Below are 16,503 nucleotides of genomic sequence, written 5' to 3' on the forward strand. Positions count from 1 at the left end.
CGAGCCCGCAGGAGGACCGACGACCGGGGACGAGCCCGCAGGAGGACCGACGACCGGGCACCCGCGGACGCCGGCTCACCGTCCTGGCGGTCCTCACGGCCGCCCTCGCGGCAGCGATCCTCGCCGGGCTCGCCCTCGGCTCCGTCCGCATCCCGCCCGGGGACGTCGTCGAGATCCTGACCGGCCGCGCCGGCCCCTCCCCGTTCCGCACGATCGTGCTGGACGTGCGGCTGCCGAGGGTCGTCCTCGGCGCCACCGTCGGCGCCGGACTCGCCGTCATCGGCACCGTCCTGCAAGCCCTCGTCCGCAACCCCCTCGCCGACCCGTTCCTGCTCGGCGTCTCCTCGGGCGCCTCCGTCGGCGCGGTCTGCGCGATCGTGCTCGGCGGCGTCTTCGGCCTCGGCGCGGCCCTGTCCACCACCGTCACGATCCCGGCCGCCTCCTTCGCGGGCGCCCTCGTCTCGCTGGTCGTCGTCTACGCGCTCGCCCGAGGCGGCGGCGGCAGCTTCGCCACCGGGCGCCTGATCCTCGCGGGCGTCGCCGTCTCGTACATCCTGACCGCGCTGACCAGCCTCATCCTGGTCACCGCCGACAGCGCGGACCACCTCAAGGAGGTCCTGTACTGGACGCTCGGGGGCCTGGGCAGCGCCCGCTGGGACATGCTCGCCCTGCCCTGCGCCACCCTGCTCCTGGGCACCGCGCTCCTGACCGCCCTGGCCCGCCCCCTGGACCTGCTCCTCGCCGGCGAGGAGGGCGCCACCGTGCTCGGCCTGGACACCGCCCGCTTCCGGGCCGCCGTCTTCGTCCTCGCCTCGCTCCTGACCGGCGTCCTGGTCGCCTACAGCGGCGCCATCGGCTTCGTCGGCCTGATGGTGCCGCACGCCGCCCGCCTGCTGGTCGGCGCCGCGCACCGCGCACTGCTGCCGGTCGTGGCGCTGATGGGCGCGGTGTTCCTGGTCGCCGCCGACCTCGCCGCGCGGACCGTCGCCGCCCCGCAGGACATCCCCGTCGGGGTGCTCACCGCGCTGACCGGCGGCCCGTTCTTCCTGTGGCTGCTGCGGCGGCGTTCCGAAGGAGTACCGGCATGACCCCGCCACCCGCCGCCACCGCCCCGCGCGCCGGGGACCTGCGCACCGAGGGACTGTCCTACGAGGTGGCCGGCCGCGCCCTCGTCGACGCCGTCGACCTGAGCGCCGCCCCCGGCGAGACCGTCGGCGTCGTCGGCCCCAACGGCAGCGGCAAGACCACCCTGCTGCGCTGCGTCTACGGCACCCTGCACCCCACCGCCGGCCGCGCCCTGCTCGACGGCGACGACCTGCACGCCCTGTCCGCGAAGGCACGCGCCCGGCGCCTGGCCACCGTGCCGCAGGACGGACAGGCCGCCTTCGAGCTGACCGTCCGCCAGGTCGTCGCGATGGGCCGCTCCCCGCACAAGCGGTTCTGGGAGGCGGACACGGCCGCCGACGAGGACCTCGTCACCGCCGCGCTCGCCCGGGTCGGCGTCGCGGACCTCGCCGACCGCGTCTTCCCCTCGCTCTCCGGCGGCGAGCGCCAGCGCGCCCTGGTGGCCCGCGCCCTGGTCCAGGAGCCCACCCTCGTCGTCCTCGACGAGCCCACCAACCACCTGGACATCCGCTACCAGCTGGAGATCCTCTCCTTCGTCAGGGGCCTGGGCACCACCAACCTCCTCGCCCTGCACGACCTGAACCTCGCCGCGTACTACTGCGACCGCCTCTACGTCCTGGACGCCGGCCGGGTCGTCGCCTCCGGGACCCCCGAGAAGGTCCTCACCGCGGAGCTCCTGGCCACTGTGTACGGCGTCACAGCCGAGGTCGACGTACACCCCAAGACCGGCGCCCCCACGGTCGTCTACCTCCCGCCGCCCGCATCCTGAACGGAATCCGTCCACCAGCTGAGATCACATTCCGGGATCCGGACCGGGAATCGATACGATGACCGCATGGTTCCCCAAGACGTGAGTGAAGAGACGCCGAGCGCACCGCTGCTCGTGGCGCGCCTGCACGTCGACCTGTGCCGCCTCGCCAGCGCGATCTGTTCCCGCTGACCGCACCGCCGCACGGCCGTGGGCCGCGGCGCAGCACGCACGCACACCCGCGCACCACCGCAAGCACAGCGCCGCCGCGCGCCCACCACCTGCACTTCTCGACTCCCGACAGGAGCCCTCAGCATGGCCATCGAGGTCCGCATCCCGACCATCCTCCGCACCTACACCGACGGCGCCAAGGCCGTCGAGGGCAGCGGGGACACCCTCGCCGAGCTCTTCACCGACCTCGACTCGCGCCACGCGGGCATCGCGGACCGCATCGTCGACGACGGCAAGCTGCGCCGCTTCGTGAACGTGTACCTCAACGACGAGGACGTCCGCTTCCTCGACGGCATCTCCACGAAGCTCACCGACGGCGACAGCGTCACGATCCTGCCGGCCGTCGCCGGCGGCATGGTCTAGGCCCGACCCCGGATGCCTCGCTACGACTCCCCGCTCGCCGCGGTCGGCAACACCCCGCTCGTCCGCCTGCCGCGCCTCTCCCCGTCCGCCGACGTCCGCATCTGGGCGAAGCTGGAGGACCGCAACCCGACCGGATCCGTCAAGGACCGGCCGGCCCTGCACATGGTCGAACAGGCGGAGAAGGACGGCCGGTTGACGCCGGGCTGCACGATCCTGGAGCCGACCTCCGGCAACACCGGCATCTCGCTCGCCATGGCCGCCCGGCTCAAGGGCTACCGCATCGTGTGCGTCATGCCGGAGAACACCTCGCAGGAGCGGCGCGACCTGCTCGCCATGTGGGGCGCCGAGATCATCTCCTCACCGGCCGCGGGCGGCTCCAACACCGCCGTCCGCGTCGCCAAGGAGCTGGCCGCGGAGCACCCGGACTGGGTGATGCTCTACCAGTACGGCAACCCCGACAACGCGGGCGCGCACTACGCCACCACCGGCCCGGAGATCCTCGCCGACCTCCCCTCGGTCACCCACTTCGTGGCGGGCCTCGGCACCACCGGCACGCTCATGGGCGTCGGCCGCTTCCTGCGCGAGCAGAAGCCCGACATCAAGATCGTCGCCGCCGAGCCGCGCTACGACGACCTCGTGTACGGCCTGCGCAACCTCGACGAGGGCTTCGTCCCCGAGCTCTACGACGCCTCCGTCCTGACCACCCGCTTCTCGGTCGGCTCCGCGGACGCGGTCACCCGCACCCGCGAACTCCTCCAGGAGGAAGGCATCTTCGCGGGCGTCTCCACCGGGGCCGCGCTGCACGCGGCGATCGGCGTCGGCAAGAAGGCGGTGGCCGCGGGGGAGTCCGCCGACATCGTCTTCGTCGTCGCCGACGGCGGCTGGAAGTACCTCTCCACCGGCGTCTACACCGCCCCCACCACGGAGGCGGCGATCGAGACACTGCAGGGCCAGCTCTGGGCCTAGGGTGTCCGGCACCCGCTCCACCGCGTACGCCCTCGACCGCCGGGCGGGCCGGAATCTCCCCGGCCCGCCCGGCTAGGCCGAGTCCGCCAAGTACTTCACCTGGTCCCACAGGACCGGGTCCACCGTCCCCGCCCGGCGCCGGAACTCCGCGAGCGCCACGTCCCGCAGCTCGTCCGTCTCCAGGAAGCTCGCGCGGCCCTCCGCGTCCCCCACCGTGCCCGGCGGCAGCGGAATCACCCCGGCCCGCTCGTCGTGGTACTTGCTGGTGATCTTCGCGACCAGCGCGCTCCGCCCGCGCACCGCGAGCACCAGACAGGGCCGGTCCTTGCCCCCGGGCCCGTCCTCGTAGGGCACCATCGCCCACCAGATCTCCGCGGGCCGCGGCGCCGGAAGCCGCCGCCTCGGCCCCCGCGGCGGGCGGGTCCTGCCTCCCGGCCGGCTGCTCCGCTTCCGGTGGCCGCGACCCCAGCCGTCCACCAGAGTGACGACGAGAGCGAGCACCACCACGGCGGCCAGCGCGAGCCACCACGACGTGTCCATACGCAGACGGTACCGGCGTACGCCCCCCGTCGCCCACCGCATCCCGGGCGCCCCAAGAGCCCCCGAACCGGTGACAGCGCAGGTGAGTTCCCCCACAACGGCCCGCGACCGAGGAGCGACCAGGCCTTTTGCGCCTTACGCTCGACGGACCGCACACTCCCCAGCTCTCCTGCCAGCGCGGAGGTTCCAGCTTCATGAAGCTCACCGTCGTCGGCTGCTCGGGCTCGTTTCCGTCCGCGGATTCGGCCTGCTCGAGCTACCTCGTCGAGGCCGACGGCTTCCGGTTGCTGCTCGACATGGGCAACGGCGCCCTCGGCGAGCTGCAGCGCCACATCGGTCTGTACGACCTCGACGCGGTCTTCCTCAGCCACCTGCACGCCGACCACTGCATCGACATGTGCGCGTACTTCGTGGCCCGCTACTACCGCCACGAGGGCGGCCGCTGCGCCCCCATCCCGGTCTTCGGCCCCGAGGGCACCGAGCAGCGCCTGACCACCGCGTACGCCGACACACCCTCCGCCTCCTCGATGAGCGAGGTCTTCGACTTCCACACGGTCAAGCCGGGCTCCTTCGACATCGGCCCGTTCGCCGTGCGCACCGAGAAGGTCCGCCACCCCGTCGAGGCGTACGCCATCCGGGTCGAGCACGGCGGGAAGTCCCTCACCTACTCCGGGGACACCGGGCCCTGCGACGCCCTGGACGAACTCGCCGGGGGAACCGACCTCTTCCTGTGCGAGGCCGCCTTCACGCACGGCAAGGAGAACATCCCCGACCTGCACCTCAACGGCCGCGAGGCGGGCGAGTCCGCGGCGGCCGCCGGCGTGGGACGGCTGCTCCTCACGCACATCCCGCCGTGGACGGACCCCCAGGCCAACCTGGCGGACGCCCGCACGGTGTACGGCGGACCGACGGCCCTCGCGGCCGCCGGCGCCTCGTACGAGATCTGACGGCTCAGGCCGTCCGGCGGCCGCGGCCGCCCAGCGCCATCCGGTTCCAGGTGTGGCGCCGGCCGCGGATCGCGACCGCGTAGTCGTACATGACCTCCGGGTCGCACATGCCGGGCAGGAACGAGTCGCCGAAGTGGTGGGCGTCGATGCCCACCTCCTTGGCTGTCAGGGCGAGTTGGGGCACCACGTTCGCGTGGCTGCCCTCCTGGCTGGTGCCGATCGCGCCCATCACCACCGCGCCCGCGTCCTGCACCGCCGCCACCGCCTCGGCGGCCAGCTCCTTGGTGACGCCCGGCAGCGTGCCCGGCAGCGGGAGCACGACGCCGTCCGCGCCCGCGTCCACCAGCGACGTCAGCCGCCCCACGGTGACCCGCTCCGGGTGACCCGCGTGGTGCATCTTGCCGCTCCACAGCGCCACGTCGTCGCCGAGCCCGGCGCGCAGCTCCTCGGTGACCCGCGCGAGCCCCTCGTACGAGCCGCCCGTGCCCGGGTTCGCCGTCAGGCAGAGCATCGCCGCGCCCATGTCGATCAGCCGCTTGGCGTACTCGGGCTTGGCGCGGCGGATCTCGGGGACGTCGCCGGGCTCCAGATTGATGCCGACGGGGCGGCCGATGTACGCGGCGAGGTCGGCGATCGAGGTGAAGGAGCCGAGGCCCGGCAGCTCCAGGCGCTCGCCGTCCCAGGCGCGCTCGATGAGGTTCAGGACGACGATGTCGGCGCCGAAGGCCGCGACGAGCTCGGCGTTGTGCACGCCGGGCATGCCCGGCATCGGGATCAGCGCGGCGCGGTCGGCGAAGACCTCGGCGACCATCGTGCGGCCCTCGGCGGCGGCCACGGATCGGGTCAGGGCACGGCCGCGCAGGGCGGCGAGGTGCTCGCGGTCGAGGTCGAGGATGCGGGTGGTCACGGGAATCTGGCCCCTCCGGAGATCGGGGAGCGGGGGCCCGGGGGCGGCGCCCCCGCCACGGCGTGTGCCGTTTCGACGCTAGGGCACGGCACACGGGAAAGGGCCCGGGCGTTGGTCATCAACGCCCGGGCCCTATGCCCTGTTCTGCCGAGGTCCTGCCGCGTTCCTGCCGAGCTGGGAGCTACTTGCCCTCGGCCTTCTGGAGCTCGGCGATCTCCTCGTCGGACTCGCGGCCCGGCGTGGGGAGGTTGAACTTGGTGATCGCGAAGCGGAAGACCACGTAGTAGACCGCGGCGAAGCAGAGGCCCACCAGGGCCAGGCCTATCGGCTTGGTGGCCGCGTTGAAGTTCAGCGCGTAGTCGATGAAGCCGGCCGAGAAGCCGAAGCCGTCCTTCATGCCGAGCGCCCAGGTCAGGGCCATGGAGACACCGGTGAGCACCGCGTGGATCGCGTACAGGACCGGCGCGATGAACATGAAGGTGAACTCGATGGGCTCGGTGATGCCCGTGACGAACGCGGTGAGCGCGAGCGAGAACATCATGCCGCCGACGACCTTGCGGCGCTCGGGGCGGGCGCAGTGCGTGATCGCGAGGCAGGCCGCGGGGAGGGCGAACATCATGATCGGGAAGAAGCCGGTCATGAACTGTCCGGCGGTCGGGTCACCGGCGAGGAAGCGCGGGATGTCGCCGTGGGCGCCGTTGAAGTCGCCCGCCTGCCACCACGGGAAGGAGTTCAGGAGGTGGTGCATGCCGATCGGGATCAGCGCACGGTTGGCGACACCGAAGATGCCGGCGCCCACGGAGCCCGAACCGACCAGCCACTCGCCGAAGTTGTGCAGACCGGTGCCGAGGACCGGCCAGATGAGACCGAAGACGATGCCGATGATCAGGCCCGCGAAGGACGACAGGATCGGGACGAGGCGACGGCCGCCGAAGAAGCCCGCCCAGTCGGGGAGCTTGGTCCGGTAGAACTTCTGGTAGAGCAGGGCGACGACGATGCCCATCACGACACCGCCGAGCACGCCGGCGTTGACCGGGGCGGCGTTCTCGACGATCTTGCCGTCGACCACCGACTGGATCTTGGGGAGGTTGTCGTCGGTGAAGGTGGCGAGCACCTTCTGGAAGACCAGGTAGCCCGCGACGGCGGCGAGGCCGGTGGAGCCGTCGGACTTCTTGGCGAAGCCGATCGCGATGCCGACGCAGAAGAGCAGGGCGATGTTGTCGATGATCGCGCCGCCACCGGCCGCCATGTAACCGGCGATCTTGGTGATGAAGGTCGGGAAGGAGTCCCGGCCCAGCATGTCGTCGGCGCCGAGCCGCACCAGGAGCGCGGCCGCGGGCATGACCGCCACCGGCAGCATGAGGCTGCGGCCGATGCGCTGCAGTACAGCCATCACGCCGGAGCCCTTTTTCTTGTCGGCCGCGGGGGCGGCACTGGCCGTGGACACAACTTCCTCCAGTGGGCAAGGCGCCGCCTGGGGACAAGGAAGTGAGAGACGGCGGCGTCTTCGGGGAACGCGGCGCGACGGCCACGTGGTCTACACCAATTAGTGGTGTAGACCTGTTGTAGCACGGTGAAGGTGACATAAGGAACCCGCGATTCCTGTGGGCTCGGCCATATCCCGAAATGGCAGGCCAAAGGCCCCCGGACCGGAGGTCCGAGGGCCTGCTGGAGAGGGCGAGCGGCCCCCCGCGCGCGGAGGGTTACGCCTTGGTCTGCTCCCGGTCGAGAGCCTCCGCCTCCTCCTCCGGTTCACGTCCCGGAGTCGCCAGATCGAACTTCGTGATGACGAAGCGGAATAGCGCGTAGTACACCACGGCGAAGCACAGACCGATCGGAATGATCAGCCATGGCTTGGTCGCGAGACTCCAGTTGATGACGTAGTCGATCAGCCCCGCGGAGAAGCTGAAGCCGTCCTTCACACCCAGCGCCCACGTCACCGCCATCGAGACACCGGTCAGCACCGCGTGGATCGCGTACAGCACCGGGGCGATGAAGAGGAACGAGTACTCCAGCGGCTCGGTGATGCCCGTGACGAACGACGTCAGACCCACCGAGAGCATCAGGCCGCCGACCACCTTGCGGCGCTCGGGGCGCGCGCAGTGCGTGATCGCCAGGGCCGCCGCGGGCAGCGCGAACATCATGATCGGGAAGAAGCCCGAGGTGAACTGCCCCGCCGTCGGGTCGCCCGCGAGGAACCGGTTGATGTCACCGTGCACGACCGTGCCGTCCGGCTTCGTGTAGTCGCCGAACTGGAACCACACGAACGTGTTCAGGAACTGGTGCAGGCCCACCGTCAGCAGCGCGCGGTTGGCCACGCCGAAGATGCCCGAGCCCAGCCAGCCCAGATCCACCAGCCACTTCGAGAAGCTGGTCAGCGCGTCACCGATCGGCGGCCAGATCCAGACGCAGATCCCGGCGAAGGCCAGGCCCACGAAGGCCATGATGATCGGCACGAGCCGGCGCCCGTTGAAGAAGCCGAGCCAGTCGACCAGCTTCACCCGGTGATAGCGCTGCCAGAACCAGGCCGCCAGCAGACCCATCACGATGCCGCCGAAGACCCCTGGATTCTGGTACGCCGCCTGCGCCACCGTCCCGTCCTCGGCCACGCACACCCCGCTCCACATGCCCGCACCGCCGAAGACGGTGTCCTGCGGACAGTCGTCGGGGAAGGCGCGCAGCACCGCGTAGTACACGAGGAAACCGGCGACCGCCGCCAGCGCCGTCGAGCCGTCCGACTTCTTCGCCATGCCGATCGCGACACCGATGCAGAACAGCAGCGGCAGACCCAGCGTGGAGTCGAGCAGCGAACCGCCCGCCGCGGCGAAGACCTTCGCCACGTTCGTCCAGCCCAGACCGTCGTCACCGAACACGTCGGGCTGCCCGAGCCGGTTCAGGATGCCGGCGGCGGGCAGCACCGCGATGGGCAGCTGCAGGCTGCGGCCCATCTTCTGGAGGCCTTGGAAAAGGCCGTTCCACCACTTCTTCTGCGGCACCGCGGCGGCTGGGGAACTCATCGGCGTCCCTCCCGGAACAAGCCAGGTTTGGCGGTCGTTGAAAACTGGTGTAGACCAGTTGCGGAACGGGTGGCTGTGCCGTCCGAGGGGACGACACCGTGATCGTCATCATTGGGCACGACTGCCGTAACCGCCCGCGAAGATGGTCCAACCGTGCGTTACCGTGACAAAGCGGGACCTACGGTGGGTCGAAGGCCGCGTCCTTTGGCTGCGTCTCCCCGGGGGTGACCCCGGACCCCCAGCCGCAAGAAACACAGGGAGAAACACATGGCCAGCAAGGCTGAGAAGATCGTCGCCGGGCTCGGCGGCATCGACAACATCGAAGAGGTCGAGGGCTGCATCACCCGCCTGCGCACCGAGGTCCACGACCCCAGCCTCGTCGACGACGCCGCGCTGAAGGCCGCAGGCGCCCACGGCGTGGTCAAGATGGGCACGGCCATCCAGGTCGTCATCGGCACGGACGCGGACCCCATCGCCGCCGACATCGAAGACATGATGTGAGTTCCTGAACTCACCGCAGAGGGGCCCTTCCCCACACCCCCGACCACGGGGAAGGGCCCCTCAGCCATGCCCGGCCGACGCACGGACCGGCCCCCGCCTCCCGATAGGCTCGGCCCATGTCCTCTACGCCCCGCATCGACGGCCGCACCCCCGAACAGCTCCGCCCCATCACCATCGAGCGCGGCTGGAGCAAGCACGCCGAGGGCTCCGTCCTCATCTCCTTCGGCGACACCAAGGTCTTCTGCACCGCCTCCGTCACCGAAGGCGTCCCGCGCTGGCGCAAGGGCACCGGCGAGGGCTGGGTCACCGCCGAATACTCCATGCTGCCCCGCTCCACCAACACCCGCGGCGACCGCGAGGCCGTCCGCGGCAAGATCGGCGGCCGCACCCACGAGATCAGCCGCCTCATCGGCCGCTCCCTGCGCGCCGTCGTCGACTACAAGGCCCTCGGCGAGAACACCATCGTCCTGGACTGCGACGTCCTCCAGGCCGACGGCGGCACCCGCACCGCCGCCATCACCGGCGCCTACGTGGCCCTCGCCGACGCCGTCGCCTGGGCCCAGGGCAAGAAGCTCGTCAAGCACGGCCGCACCCCCCTCACCGACACCGTCAGCGCCGTCTCCGTCGGCATCGTCGGCGGCACGCCCCTGCTCGACCTCTGCTACGAGGAGGACGTCAGGGCCGACACCGACATGAACGTCGTCTGCACCGGCGACGGCCGCTTCGTCGAGGTCCAGGGCACCGCCGAGGCCGAGCCCTTCGCCCGCAAGGAACTCAACGCGCTCCTCGACCTGGCCGTCGGCGGCTGCGAGGATCTCACCGCCTTCCAGCGCGAGGCCCTCGAAGCCACCCGCTGAGCCGCCCGCCCGCCGGGCAGGCAACCAACAACCCCCCGCAGGGCGTTGTTACGAGTACGGACGCGCGGGCAAAGCCGCGCGTCCGGCAACACCCTGGGGAGGGACCGAACCATGGCCGCGCGCCACCGCCGTATCGTCACCGCCGTCGCCACCGCACTCGTCGTCGTCCCGGCCGGCCTCGGCCTCGTCGGCTGCGACGCCGTCTCGAAGGCCCTGGACTGCGTCCAGACCGCGGACACGATCGCCGACAGCGTCACCGACCTGCAGCAAGCCGTCGAGAACGCCGGGGACAACCCGGCCGAGGCGGACCGCGCACTCGACGACATCGGCAAGAACCTCGACAAGATCGGCGACAAGACCGACAACACCGACGTCAACAAGGCCGTGGACGACCTGGAGAAGGCCGTCGACAACGTCCGCCGGTCCATCAGGAACGGCGACGCGACCCCCGACGTCAGCTCCGTCACCGACGCCGCGGGCGAACTGACGAAGGTCTGCACGCCGTAGCGGGCCCGGACCCCGGCAGGGGCCACCGGACCGGCGGCGATACTGGACCCATGACCCGCCTCATCCTCGCCACCCGCAACGCCGGCAAGATCACGGAACTCCGGGCGATCCTCGCCGACGCAGGCCTCACCCACGACCTCGTCGGCGCGGACGCCTATCCGCAGATCCCCGACGTCAAGGAGACCGGCGTCACCTTCGCCGAGAACGCCCTCCTCAAGGCCCACGCCCTGGCCCAGGCCACCGGCCTGCCCGCCATCGCCGACGACTCGGGCCTGTGCGTCGACGTCCTCGGCGGCGCGCCCGGCATCTTCTCCGCCCGCTGGGCGGGCCGCCACGGCGACGACACGGCCAACCTCGACCTCCTGCTCGCCCAGCTCGGCGACATCGCCCCCGACCACCGCGCGGCCCACTTCGCCTGCGCGGCGGCGCTGGCCCTGCCCGACGGCACGGAACGCGTGGTCGAGGGCCGCCTCCGCGGCACCCTGCGGACGACCCCCGCGGGCACGGGCGGCTTCGGCTACGACCCGATCCTCCAGCCGGACGGCGAGACCCGCACGTGCGCGGAACTGACGGCCGACGAGAAGAACGCGATCAGCCACCGCGGCAAGGCGTTCCGGGAACTGGTGCCGGTGGTACGGGAACTGGTGGGCTGAGGAGCCCGTACTGAAGAAGGTCCGACTTGCGAAGCAGCAAGTCAGACCTTCTAAAGAAAGGCAAGTGCGGCCTGAGGGATTCGAACCCTCACGGGATTGCTCCCATCGCGCCCTAAACGCGAGGCGTCTACCAATTCCGCCAAGGCCGCCGAAGCCCGTCACGGCTATGACGGGCGGCTGCAAGTGTACGGCGATCCGTGGCTATCCGGCGAGCTGCGTCCGGTCTTTCCGCCGACACCACGTCTGGGTCAGCGCGTGGCAGTTGGGGCACAGGTACCGCAGGTTTTCCCGGCGATTGTCGCGCCAGTCCCCGTTGACATGGTCGATCTGCAGAGTGATCGAGCGCCCCAGCCATGTGCCGGTGTTGCCGCACGACGTGCACGCGTACGGAACCCCGATCTCGGCGAGCGCTCGATGCAGCTGTGCCCTGTTGGTCCGCCCGGCGTGGTCCGGCAGGACCACCAGGACCTGCTGCGCGGTCGACGGTGGCGCGGCCGGCTCCAGCTGCCCCCAAGCCCGCCGCTTGAAGTGGCTGGTGTCCAGGCCAAGGCGGGCCGCCGCACGCCGAAGGCGCCGGTGATTGGTGTCGTTGACCTCCCAGCCGAGGCCGCGCATCACATCGGCGTAGCTGGTTGATCTCGGTACAAGGTCCCGGAGCTCTCGCTCCGGGACCGGCAGGCGCTGGTAGGAGAAGTGCCCGGTGTCGATGTGCTGAGTGAGCAGCATGCGGCTCAGAGTTGCGCGCGAGCGGCTGTCATCTGGCGCGCCCAGGGCGCGCGCTACACCGCGCACGCTGGTAGCGGCCGCGGCTGCTGCCCGCAGCTCCTGGACGGTGAAGGGGAGGTCCAACTCGGGGCGATCGATGCCGGGGAAGTGGCTGATGTCGATGCCCGCCGCACTGAGGCGGCGTCGGATGTGGGAGAGCGTTCCTGTGGCTGGTGCGGCACCGAGCTTCAGCGCTACTTCGCGCAGCGAAGACGATGACGCGGCAGCTTCGGCGATCGCCGCGTCCGGGTATTTGCGCCAGGGGCTTCGCTTGGCGAAGTGACTCGTGTCGAGTCCGAGACTGATCACCTTCTCCTGCAGCACGCGCCGCTGTCCGCCGCTCGACCCCAGCCCGAGGCGTCGCATCAGGTCGGTCCAGTTGCGCGCCTCGGCGACGATGGGGGCGAGCCGATCCTTGCTGTACGGGTTCCGGGGCGGCCCGTGGTCATCGGGGTTTTCCGCGGTCGGCGATTCGTGGTGGGACGTAAGACGTTTCCTGGTGTACGGACTGGCTGCCATGTCGCCCTCCCTTCCCGGCCGCGCGTTCGTGGCCTCGTACGGAGTAACGAAACGACTATCGGATCGTCACGTCCGGAATGCGGAACGGCCCGTCCCGGATTGCGGGGGACGGGCCGTTCCGTGGAGGAGGGGGAGGGGTCAGAACTTGGGGGTCGGGGCCTGGGACTCCACCATTTCCGCGGCCTCCTCCTTCGTCTCGACCGAGGGCGGCGAGCCGGACAGCGGCTTCTTGGCCGTTTCCTTCATGCAGGCCACCGCGATGACGCCGACCACGGCCGCCGCCATGGAGTAGTACGCCGGGACCATGTCCGTGCCGGTGACGCTGATCAGGGACGTGATGACCAGGGGCGCCGTGCCGCCGAAGAGGGAGGCGGAGAGGTTGTAGCCCACCGAGAGGGAGCCGTAGCGGACCGAGGTGGGGAACAGGGCCGGAAGCGTCGCCGACATCGTGCCGAGGAGGCAGACCAGGGAGAGGCCGAGCAGGAGCATGCCGCCGGAGACGGCGACCAGGCTGCCCTGCTTGATGAGGAGGAACGCCGGGATGGAGATGACCAGGAAGCCGACCATGCCGGTCATCAGGAGCGGCTTGCGGCCGAAGCGGTCGGACAGCTTGCCGATCCGGGTGATGATCAGCATCAGGACGATCATCGTGCCGATGAGGATCAGCAGGCCGTGGGAGTCGTCGTAGCCGAGCTCGTCGGAGAGGTACGTCGGCATGTACGACAGCAGCATGTAGTCGGTGATGTTGTACGCGCCGACCAGGGCGATGCACAGGAGCAGCGTCGCCCAGTGGTCGCGGAAGATCTTGGCGAGGTCGCCCTTGGCGGTGGACTCCACGGTGGAGGCGCCCTCGGACGCCGAGTGGAAGGTGGCGTCCTCCATCTTCTGGAAGGCGGGTGTCTCGTCGAGCTTGAGCCGCAGGTAGAGGCCGACGAGGCCGAGGGGTCCGGCGACGAGGAAGGGGATGCGCCAGCCCCAGGACTCCATGGAGTCCGAGCCGAGTGCGGAGTTGAGGATGAGGACGAGGCCCGCGGCGCCGGTGTATCCGGCGAGGGTGCCCATCTCCAGGAAGCTGCCGAAGTAGCCGCGGCGCTTGTCGGGGGCGTACTCGGCGATGAAGGTGGACGCGCCGCCGTACTCGCCGCCGGTGGAGAAGCCCTGGACGAGGCGGAAGAAGATCAGCAGGACGGGTGCCCAGAAGCCGATGGTGGCGTAGGACGGGATCAGGCCGATGGCGAGGGTGCCGATCGCCATGAGGATCATCGTCAGGGCGAGGACCTTCTTGCGGCCGATCTTGTCGCCCATCGGGCCGAACACCATGCCGCCGATGGGGCGGACGAGGAAGGAGACCGCGAAGGTGGCGAAGGACGAGATCAGCTGTGCCGTGTCGTTCCCGGAAGGGAAGAAGACGTGGCCGATGGTGACGGCCAGATAGCTGTAGATGCCGAAGTCGAACCATTCCATGGCGTTGCCGAGGGAGGCCGCCTTGACGGCCCGCTTGACCGCGGCCTCGTCCGTGACCGTGATGTCCGTGCGGCGCAGCGGCGGGTTCTTGCGCCGTTTGACCGCCCGGAACAGGGTCCGGTGGCGTTTCACCGCCTCGGCGTCGGCCTCGGCCTCGGGTGCTTCGTGGGCCGCCATGGAGTGGTTCCTTTCCTTCTTCGTACAAGTTCCCGGAGAGATCACTTGCTCGAAGATGACCGTTGCAAACGAGAGCCCCCCGTGAGGGGGGCTTCGTCACATCGGCGGACCGGCCGGCGGAACGGTCGGTGTGGTGCCCGGTGGGCGCGGTGTCAGACGCCCAGGTCCCGGATGATCTTGGCGACGTGGCCGGTCGCCTTCACGTTGTAGAAGGCGTGTTCGACCTTGCCCTGTTCGTCGACGACCACGGTGGAGCGGATCACGCCGGTCACCGTCTTGCCGTACAGCTTCTTCTCGCCGAAGGCGCCGTACGCCTCCAGGGTCTCCTTGGCGGGGTCGCCCACCAGCGTGACCTTGAGGTTCTCCTGGTCGCGGAACTTGGCGAGCTTCTCCGGCTTGTCGGGGGAGACGCCGATGACGTCGTACCCGGCGGCGGCCAGCACGTCGAGGTTGTCGGTGAAGTCGCAGGCCTGCTTGGTGCAGCCGGGGGTGAGGGCGGCCGGGTAGAAGTAGACGATGACCTTGCGGCCCTTGTGGTCGGCCAGCGAGACGTCCTTGCCGTCGGCGTCGGGCAGGGTGAAGGCGGGGGCGGTGTCGCCGGGCTGCAGTCGCTCGCTCATGTGCGTCGGTCTCCTCGCGCGGGGGTTCTGTGACGGTCACGAGCGTAATGGGGGTGCCGTGGGGTGCGGTGACCGCGAAGCTGACAGACTGTGGAGCACACGTTCACAGTTACTCGACCACGACCACGGAGGCAGCGCGGTGTCGGATGCGGATGCCAGGACCCCTGCGCAGATCGAGGCGGACATCAAGCGCCGGCGCGACCAGCTGGCCGAGACGCTCGACGAGATCGGGGTGCGCGTCCACCCGAAGACGATCGTGGGTGACGCGAAGGCCAAGGTGACCGCGAGCGTGGACCACACGCTCGGCCGGGCCTATGTCGGGGCGAACCGCCTCGTCTCGGATGTGCGCGGCCGGTTCGTCACGGAGGACGGGGCGCCCCGGGTGGAGCGGATCGTGCCGGTTGCCCTGGTGGCGGTGGGGCTCGTGGGGCTCCTGGTGGTGAGCTCGCGGCGGCGCGGCGACTGACGTCCCGGGGCGGCGGCCCCGGCGCGGGTGCGGACCCGGGAGCCCATGGCCGGGCGCGGGGCAGGTAGGTTCTGGGACGTGAGCGAGAAGACCACCCCCCACGACGACAAGCTGCCCATCCGCATGCTGCACGACCGCGTGCTCGTGCGACAGGACACCAGCGAGGGCGAGCGGCGCTCCGGCGGCGGCATCCTGATCCCCGCGACCGCGGCCGTGGGCCGGCGGCTCGCCTGGGCCGAAGTGGTCGCCGTCGGGCAGAACGTCCGGGCGGTCGAGCCCGGTGACCGGGTCCTGTACGACCCGGAGGACCGTGCCGAGGTCGAGGTGCGGGGCGTGGCGTACGTCCTGATGCGCGAGCGCGACCTGCACGCGGTGGCGGCGGACCGTTTCGAGGGTTCCGAGGACTCGACGGGGCTGTACCTGTAGGGGCGCGCACCCGTGCGCCCGCAGCGGTGCGCACCCGTGCGCGAGGGGCTGGTGACCATCGTCACCAGCCCCTCGCGCGTGGGTTTTGCTACCTTTGAGGGACCCCGACGAGACGCGCCGTACCGGGTTGGCAAAGACGACGCACCCCCATCAGGTAACGCGTTTCGCGTTTCTACTCGTCGGAGGTGCCGTCATGGCCTGGGTTCTGCTGATCGTCGCCGGACTGCTCGAAGTGGGCTGGTCGATCGGGATGAAGTACACGGACGGCTTCACGCGCCTGTGGCCCAGCCTGTTCACGGGCGTGGGCATCGTCGCCAGCATGATGCTCCTGTCGCAGGCCGCCAAGACGCTGCCCATCGGTACGGCCTACGGCGTGTGGGTCGGCATCGGCGCGGCCGGCGCGGCCGTCCTCGGCATGGTGATCCTGGGTGAGCCGGTCACGGCCGCGCGGATCTTCTTCGTCTGTCTGCTGCTGGTGGCCGTCGTCGGCCTGAAGGCGACGAGCGGTCACTGAGTCCGCCCGTCGCGCCTGCGGGGCCCTAGGGGGCGTCTCTCCGATCTTCGCGGGTCCGCGACGCCTGGCACGGCACCTCGCCGCACGGCCGGGCCGCCCTCGTACTGGTGGTACGAGGGCGGCCCGGCCGTGCGGCGAGGTGCCGTGCCAGGCGTCGCGGACCCGCGAAGATCGGAGAGACGCCCCCTAG

The 16,503-nt window shown here is 70.6% G+C and carries 19 protein-coding genes, 1 tRNA gene, 1 pseudogene and 1 riboswitch; of the genes and pseudogenes, 13 read left to right on the forward strand and 8 right to left on the reverse strand.

Going from position 1 to position 16,503, the window contains the following annotated elements:
- The first annotated feature begins 83 nt into the window (after nt 1-83).
- The 5 genes from ACFYXE_RS34265 (at nt 84) to ACFYXE_RS34285 (ending at nt 3,433) form a co-directional block, all read left to right on the forward strand.
- A complete protein-coding gene (locus ACFYXE_RS34265) occupies nt 84-1,088 on the forward strand; it encodes a FecCD family ABC transporter permease (protein WP_389319392.1) in 1,005 nt (334 codons plus the stop codon).
- Nucleotides 1,085-1,894 carry an ABC transporter ATP-binding protein gene (locus tag ACFYXE_RS34270; RefSeq protein WP_389319358.1) on the forward strand — a complete coding sequence of 270 codons (810 nt, stop codon included), beginning with the start codon at nt 1,085-1,087 and terminating at the stop codon, nt 1,892-1,894. Before ACFYXE_RS34265 ends, ACFYXE_RS34270 begins: the two co-directional genes overlap by 4 nt.
- Nucleotides 1,895-1,960: 66 nt before the next feature.
- A complete protein-coding gene (locus tag ACFYXE_RS34275) occupies nt 1,961-2,065 on the forward strand; it encodes a putative leader peptide (protein ID WP_361180086.1) in 105 nt (34 codons plus the stop codon).
- Nucleotides 2,066-2,188: 123 nt separating this feature from the next.
- Nucleotides 2,189-2,467: a MoaD/ThiS family protein gene (locus tag ACFYXE_RS34280; RefSeq protein ID WP_389319360.1), complete on the forward strand. Its 279-nt coding sequence runs from the start codon at nt 2,189-2,191 to the stop codon at nt 2,465-2,467.
- 12 nt (nt 2,468-2,479) lie between these two features.
- Nucleotides 2,480-3,433, forward strand: a complete 954-nt coding sequence (locus ACFYXE_RS34285) for a PLP-dependent cysteine synthase family protein (RefSeq protein ID WP_389319362.1) — start codon at nt 2,480-2,482, stop codon at nt 3,431-3,433.
- Nucleotides 3,434-3,505: 72 nt separating this feature from the next.
- Here ACFYXE_RS34285 and ACFYXE_RS34290 read toward each other — a convergent pair whose 3' ends face one another.
- On the reverse strand, nt 3,506-3,973 hold the full coding sequence (locus tag ACFYXE_RS34290) for a type II toxin-antitoxin system PemK/MazF family toxin (RefSeq protein WP_361166077.1): 468 nt from the start codon (nt 3,971-3,973) through the stop codon (nt 3,506-3,508).
- A 194-nt stretch (nt 3,974-4,167) separates the two neighbouring features.
- Here ACFYXE_RS34290 and ACFYXE_RS34295 point away from each other — a divergent pair, with 194 nt between their 5' ends.
- Nucleotides 4,168-4,920: an MBL fold metallo-hydrolase gene (locus ACFYXE_RS34295; protein ID WP_361166080.1), complete on the forward strand. Its 753-nt coding sequence runs from the start codon at nt 4,168-4,170 to the stop codon at nt 4,918-4,920.
- A gap of 4 nt (nt 4,921-4,924) precedes the next feature.
- Here the strand turns inward: ACFYXE_RS34295 and ACFYXE_RS34300 are convergent, their stop codons facing one another.
- The 3 genes from ACFYXE_RS34300 to ACFYXE_RS34310 form a co-directional block, all read right to left on the reverse strand.
- On the reverse strand, nt 4,925-5,827 hold the full coding sequence (locus ACFYXE_RS34300; RefSeq protein WP_389319365.1) for a hypothetical protein: 903 nt from the start codon (nt 5,825-5,827) through the stop codon (nt 4,925-4,927).
- A gap of 181 nt (nt 5,828-6,008) precedes the next feature.
- The gene (locus ACFYXE_RS34305) at nt 6,009-7,274 is read right to left on the reverse strand and encodes a PTS transporter subunit EIIC (protein WP_389319367.1); all 1,266 of its coding nucleotides are present in this window, start codon (nt 7,272-7,274) and stop codon (nt 6,009-6,011) included.
- A gap of 256 nt (nt 7,275-7,530) precedes the next feature.
- Nucleotides 7,531-8,844, reverse strand: coding sequence for a PTS transporter subunit EIIC (locus ACFYXE_RS34310; RefSeq protein WP_361166089.1), 1,314 nt, complete (start codon nt 8,842-8,844; stop codon nt 7,531-7,533).
- A 258-nt stretch (nt 8,845-9,102) separates the two neighbouring features.
- Between ACFYXE_RS34310 and ACFYXE_RS34315 the strand changes: the two are divergent.
- The 4 genes and pseudogenes from ACFYXE_RS34315 to rdgB all read left to right on the forward strand — a co-directional run.
- Nucleotides 9,103-9,345: pseudogene (locus tag ACFYXE_RS34315) on the forward strand (glucose PTS transporter subunit EIIB); the annotation flags it as partial.
- 116 nt (nt 9,346-9,461) lie between these two features.
- Nucleotides 9,462-10,202 carry a ribonuclease PH gene (rph, locus tag ACFYXE_RS34320; protein ID WP_389319370.1) on the forward strand — a complete coding sequence of 247 codons (741 nt, stop codon included), beginning with the start codon at nt 9,462-9,464 and terminating at the stop codon, nt 10,200-10,202.
- A gap of 111 nt (nt 10,203-10,313) precedes the next feature.
- Entirely contained in the window at nt 10,314-10,709 is a 396-nt protein-coding gene (locus ACFYXE_RS34325) for a hypothetical protein (protein ID WP_361166095.1), read from the forward strand.
- Between the two features lie 50 nt (nt 10,710-10,759).
- Entirely contained in the window at nt 10,760-11,362 is a 603-nt protein-coding gene (gene rdgB / locus ACFYXE_RS34330) for an RdgB/HAM1 family non-canonical purine NTP pyrophosphatase (protein ID WP_389319372.1), read from the forward strand.
- 65 nt (nt 11,363-11,427) lie between these two features.
- Here rdgB and ACFYXE_RS34335 read toward each other — a convergent pair.
- The 4 genes from ACFYXE_RS34335 to bcp form a co-directional block, all read right to left on the reverse strand.
- Nucleotides 11,428-11,511, reverse strand: a tRNA-Leu gene (locus ACFYXE_RS34335).
- Between the two features lie 52 nt (nt 11,512-11,563).
- Nucleotides 11,564-12,646 (reverse strand): HNH endonuclease signature motif containing protein, encoded by a 1,083-nt coding sequence (locus ACFYXE_RS34340; protein ID WP_389319374.1) that lies wholly within the window; start codon nt 12,644-12,646, stop codon nt 11,564-11,566.
- A gap of 138 nt (nt 12,647-12,784) precedes the next feature.
- Entirely contained in the window at nt 12,785-14,287 is a 1,503-nt protein-coding gene (gene proP / locus ACFYXE_RS34345; protein ID WP_361166104.1) for a glycine betaine/L-proline transporter ProP, read from the reverse strand.
- A gap of 152 nt (nt 14,288-14,439) precedes the next feature.
- Nucleotides 14,440-14,907 (reverse strand): thioredoxin-dependent thiol peroxidase, encoded by a 468-nt coding sequence (bcp, locus tag ACFYXE_RS34350; RefSeq protein ID WP_361166107.1) that lies wholly within the window; start codon nt 14,905-14,907, stop codon nt 14,440-14,442.
- A gap of 139 nt (nt 14,908-15,046) precedes the next feature.
- On the opposite strand from bcp, the gene ACFYXE_RS34355 reads away from it, so the two are divergent.
- From ACFYXE_RS34355 to ACFYXE_RS34365, 3 genes are all read left to right on the forward strand, one after another.
- On the forward strand, nt 15,047-15,373 hold the full coding sequence (locus ACFYXE_RS34355) for a DUF3618 domain-containing protein (protein ID WP_389319377.1): 327 nt from the start codon (nt 15,047-15,049) through the stop codon (nt 15,371-15,373).
- A gap of 78 nt (nt 15,374-15,451) precedes the next feature.
- Complete coding sequence (locus ACFYXE_RS34360) at nt 15,452-15,799, forward strand: co-chaperone GroES (RefSeq protein WP_361166113.1); 348 nt, start codon at nt 15,452-15,454, stop codon at nt 15,797-15,799.
- Between the two features lie 86 nt (nt 15,800-15,885).
- Nucleotides 15,886-15,945, forward strand: a riboswitch (guanidine-III (ykkC-III) riboswitch).
- A gap of 47 nt (nt 15,946-15,992) precedes the next feature.
- Nucleotides 15,993-16,313 carry a multidrug efflux SMR transporter gene (locus ACFYXE_RS34365; protein ID WP_361166116.1) on the forward strand — a complete coding sequence of 107 codons (321 nt, stop codon included), beginning with the start codon at nt 15,993-15,995 and terminating at the stop codon, nt 16,311-16,313.
- Nucleotides 16,314-16,503 lie beyond the last annotated feature (190 nt).

This window comes from Streptomyces sp. NPDC002564, assembly GCF_042889645.1.
In the GTDB taxonomy this organism is placed as follows: domain Bacteria; phylum Actinomycetota; class Actinomycetes; order Streptomycetales; family Streptomycetaceae; genus Streptomyces.

Coding starts and splice junctions, on each gene's coding strand:
- ACFYXE_RS34285 (WP_389319362.1), top strand. CDS start 2,480: ATGCCTCGCTACGACTCCCCGCTCGCCGCGGTCGGCAACACCCCGCTC.
- rdgB (WP_389319372.1), top strand. CDS start 10,760: ATGACCCGCCTCATCCTCGCCACCCGCAACGCCGGCAAGATCACGGAA.
- ACFYXE_RS34325 (WP_361166095.1), top strand. CDS start 10,314: ATGGCCGCGCGCCACCGCCGTATCGTCACCGCCGTCGCCACCGCACTC.
- bcp (WP_361166107.1), bottom strand. CDS start 14,907: ATGAGCGAGCGACTGCAGCCCGGCGACACCGCCCCCGCCTTCACCCTG.
- ACFYXE_RS34290 (WP_361166077.1), bottom strand. CDS start 3,973: ATGGACACGTCGTGGTGGCTCGCGCTGGCCGCCGTGGTGGTGCTCGCT.
- ACFYXE_RS34280 (WP_389319360.1), top strand. CDS start 2,189: ATGGCCATCGAGGTCCGCATCCCGACCATCCTCCGCACCTACACCGAC.
- ACFYXE_RS34295 (WP_361166080.1), top strand. CDS start 4,168: ATGAAGCTCACCGTCGTCGGCTGCTCGGGCTCGTTTCCGTCCGCGGAT.
- ACFYXE_RS34310 (WP_361166089.1), bottom strand. CDS start 8,844: ATGAGTTCCCCAGCCGCCGCGGTGCCGCAGAAGAAGTGGTGGAACGGC.
- ACFYXE_RS34270 (WP_389319358.1), top strand. CDS start 1,085: ATGACCCCGCCACCCGCCGCCACCGCCCCGCGCGCCGGGGACCTGCGC.
- proP (WP_361166104.1), bottom strand. CDS start 14,287: ATGGCGGCCCACGAAGCACCCGAGGCCGAGGCCGACGCCGAGGCGGTG.
- ACFYXE_RS34340 (WP_389319374.1), bottom strand. CDS start 12,646: ATGGCAGCCAGTCCGTACACCAGGAAACGTCTTACGTCCCACCACGAA.
- ACFYXE_RS34275 (WP_361180086.1), top strand. CDS start 1,961: ATGGTTCCCCAAGACGTGAGTGAAGAGACGCCGAGCGCACCGCTGCTC.
- ACFYXE_RS34365 (WP_361166116.1), top strand. CDS start 15,993: ATGGCCTGGGTTCTGCTGATCGTCGCCGGACTGCTCGAAGTGGGCTGG.
- rph (WP_389319370.1), top strand. CDS start 9,462: ATGTCCTCTACGCCCCGCATCGACGGCCGCACCCCCGAACAGCTCCGC.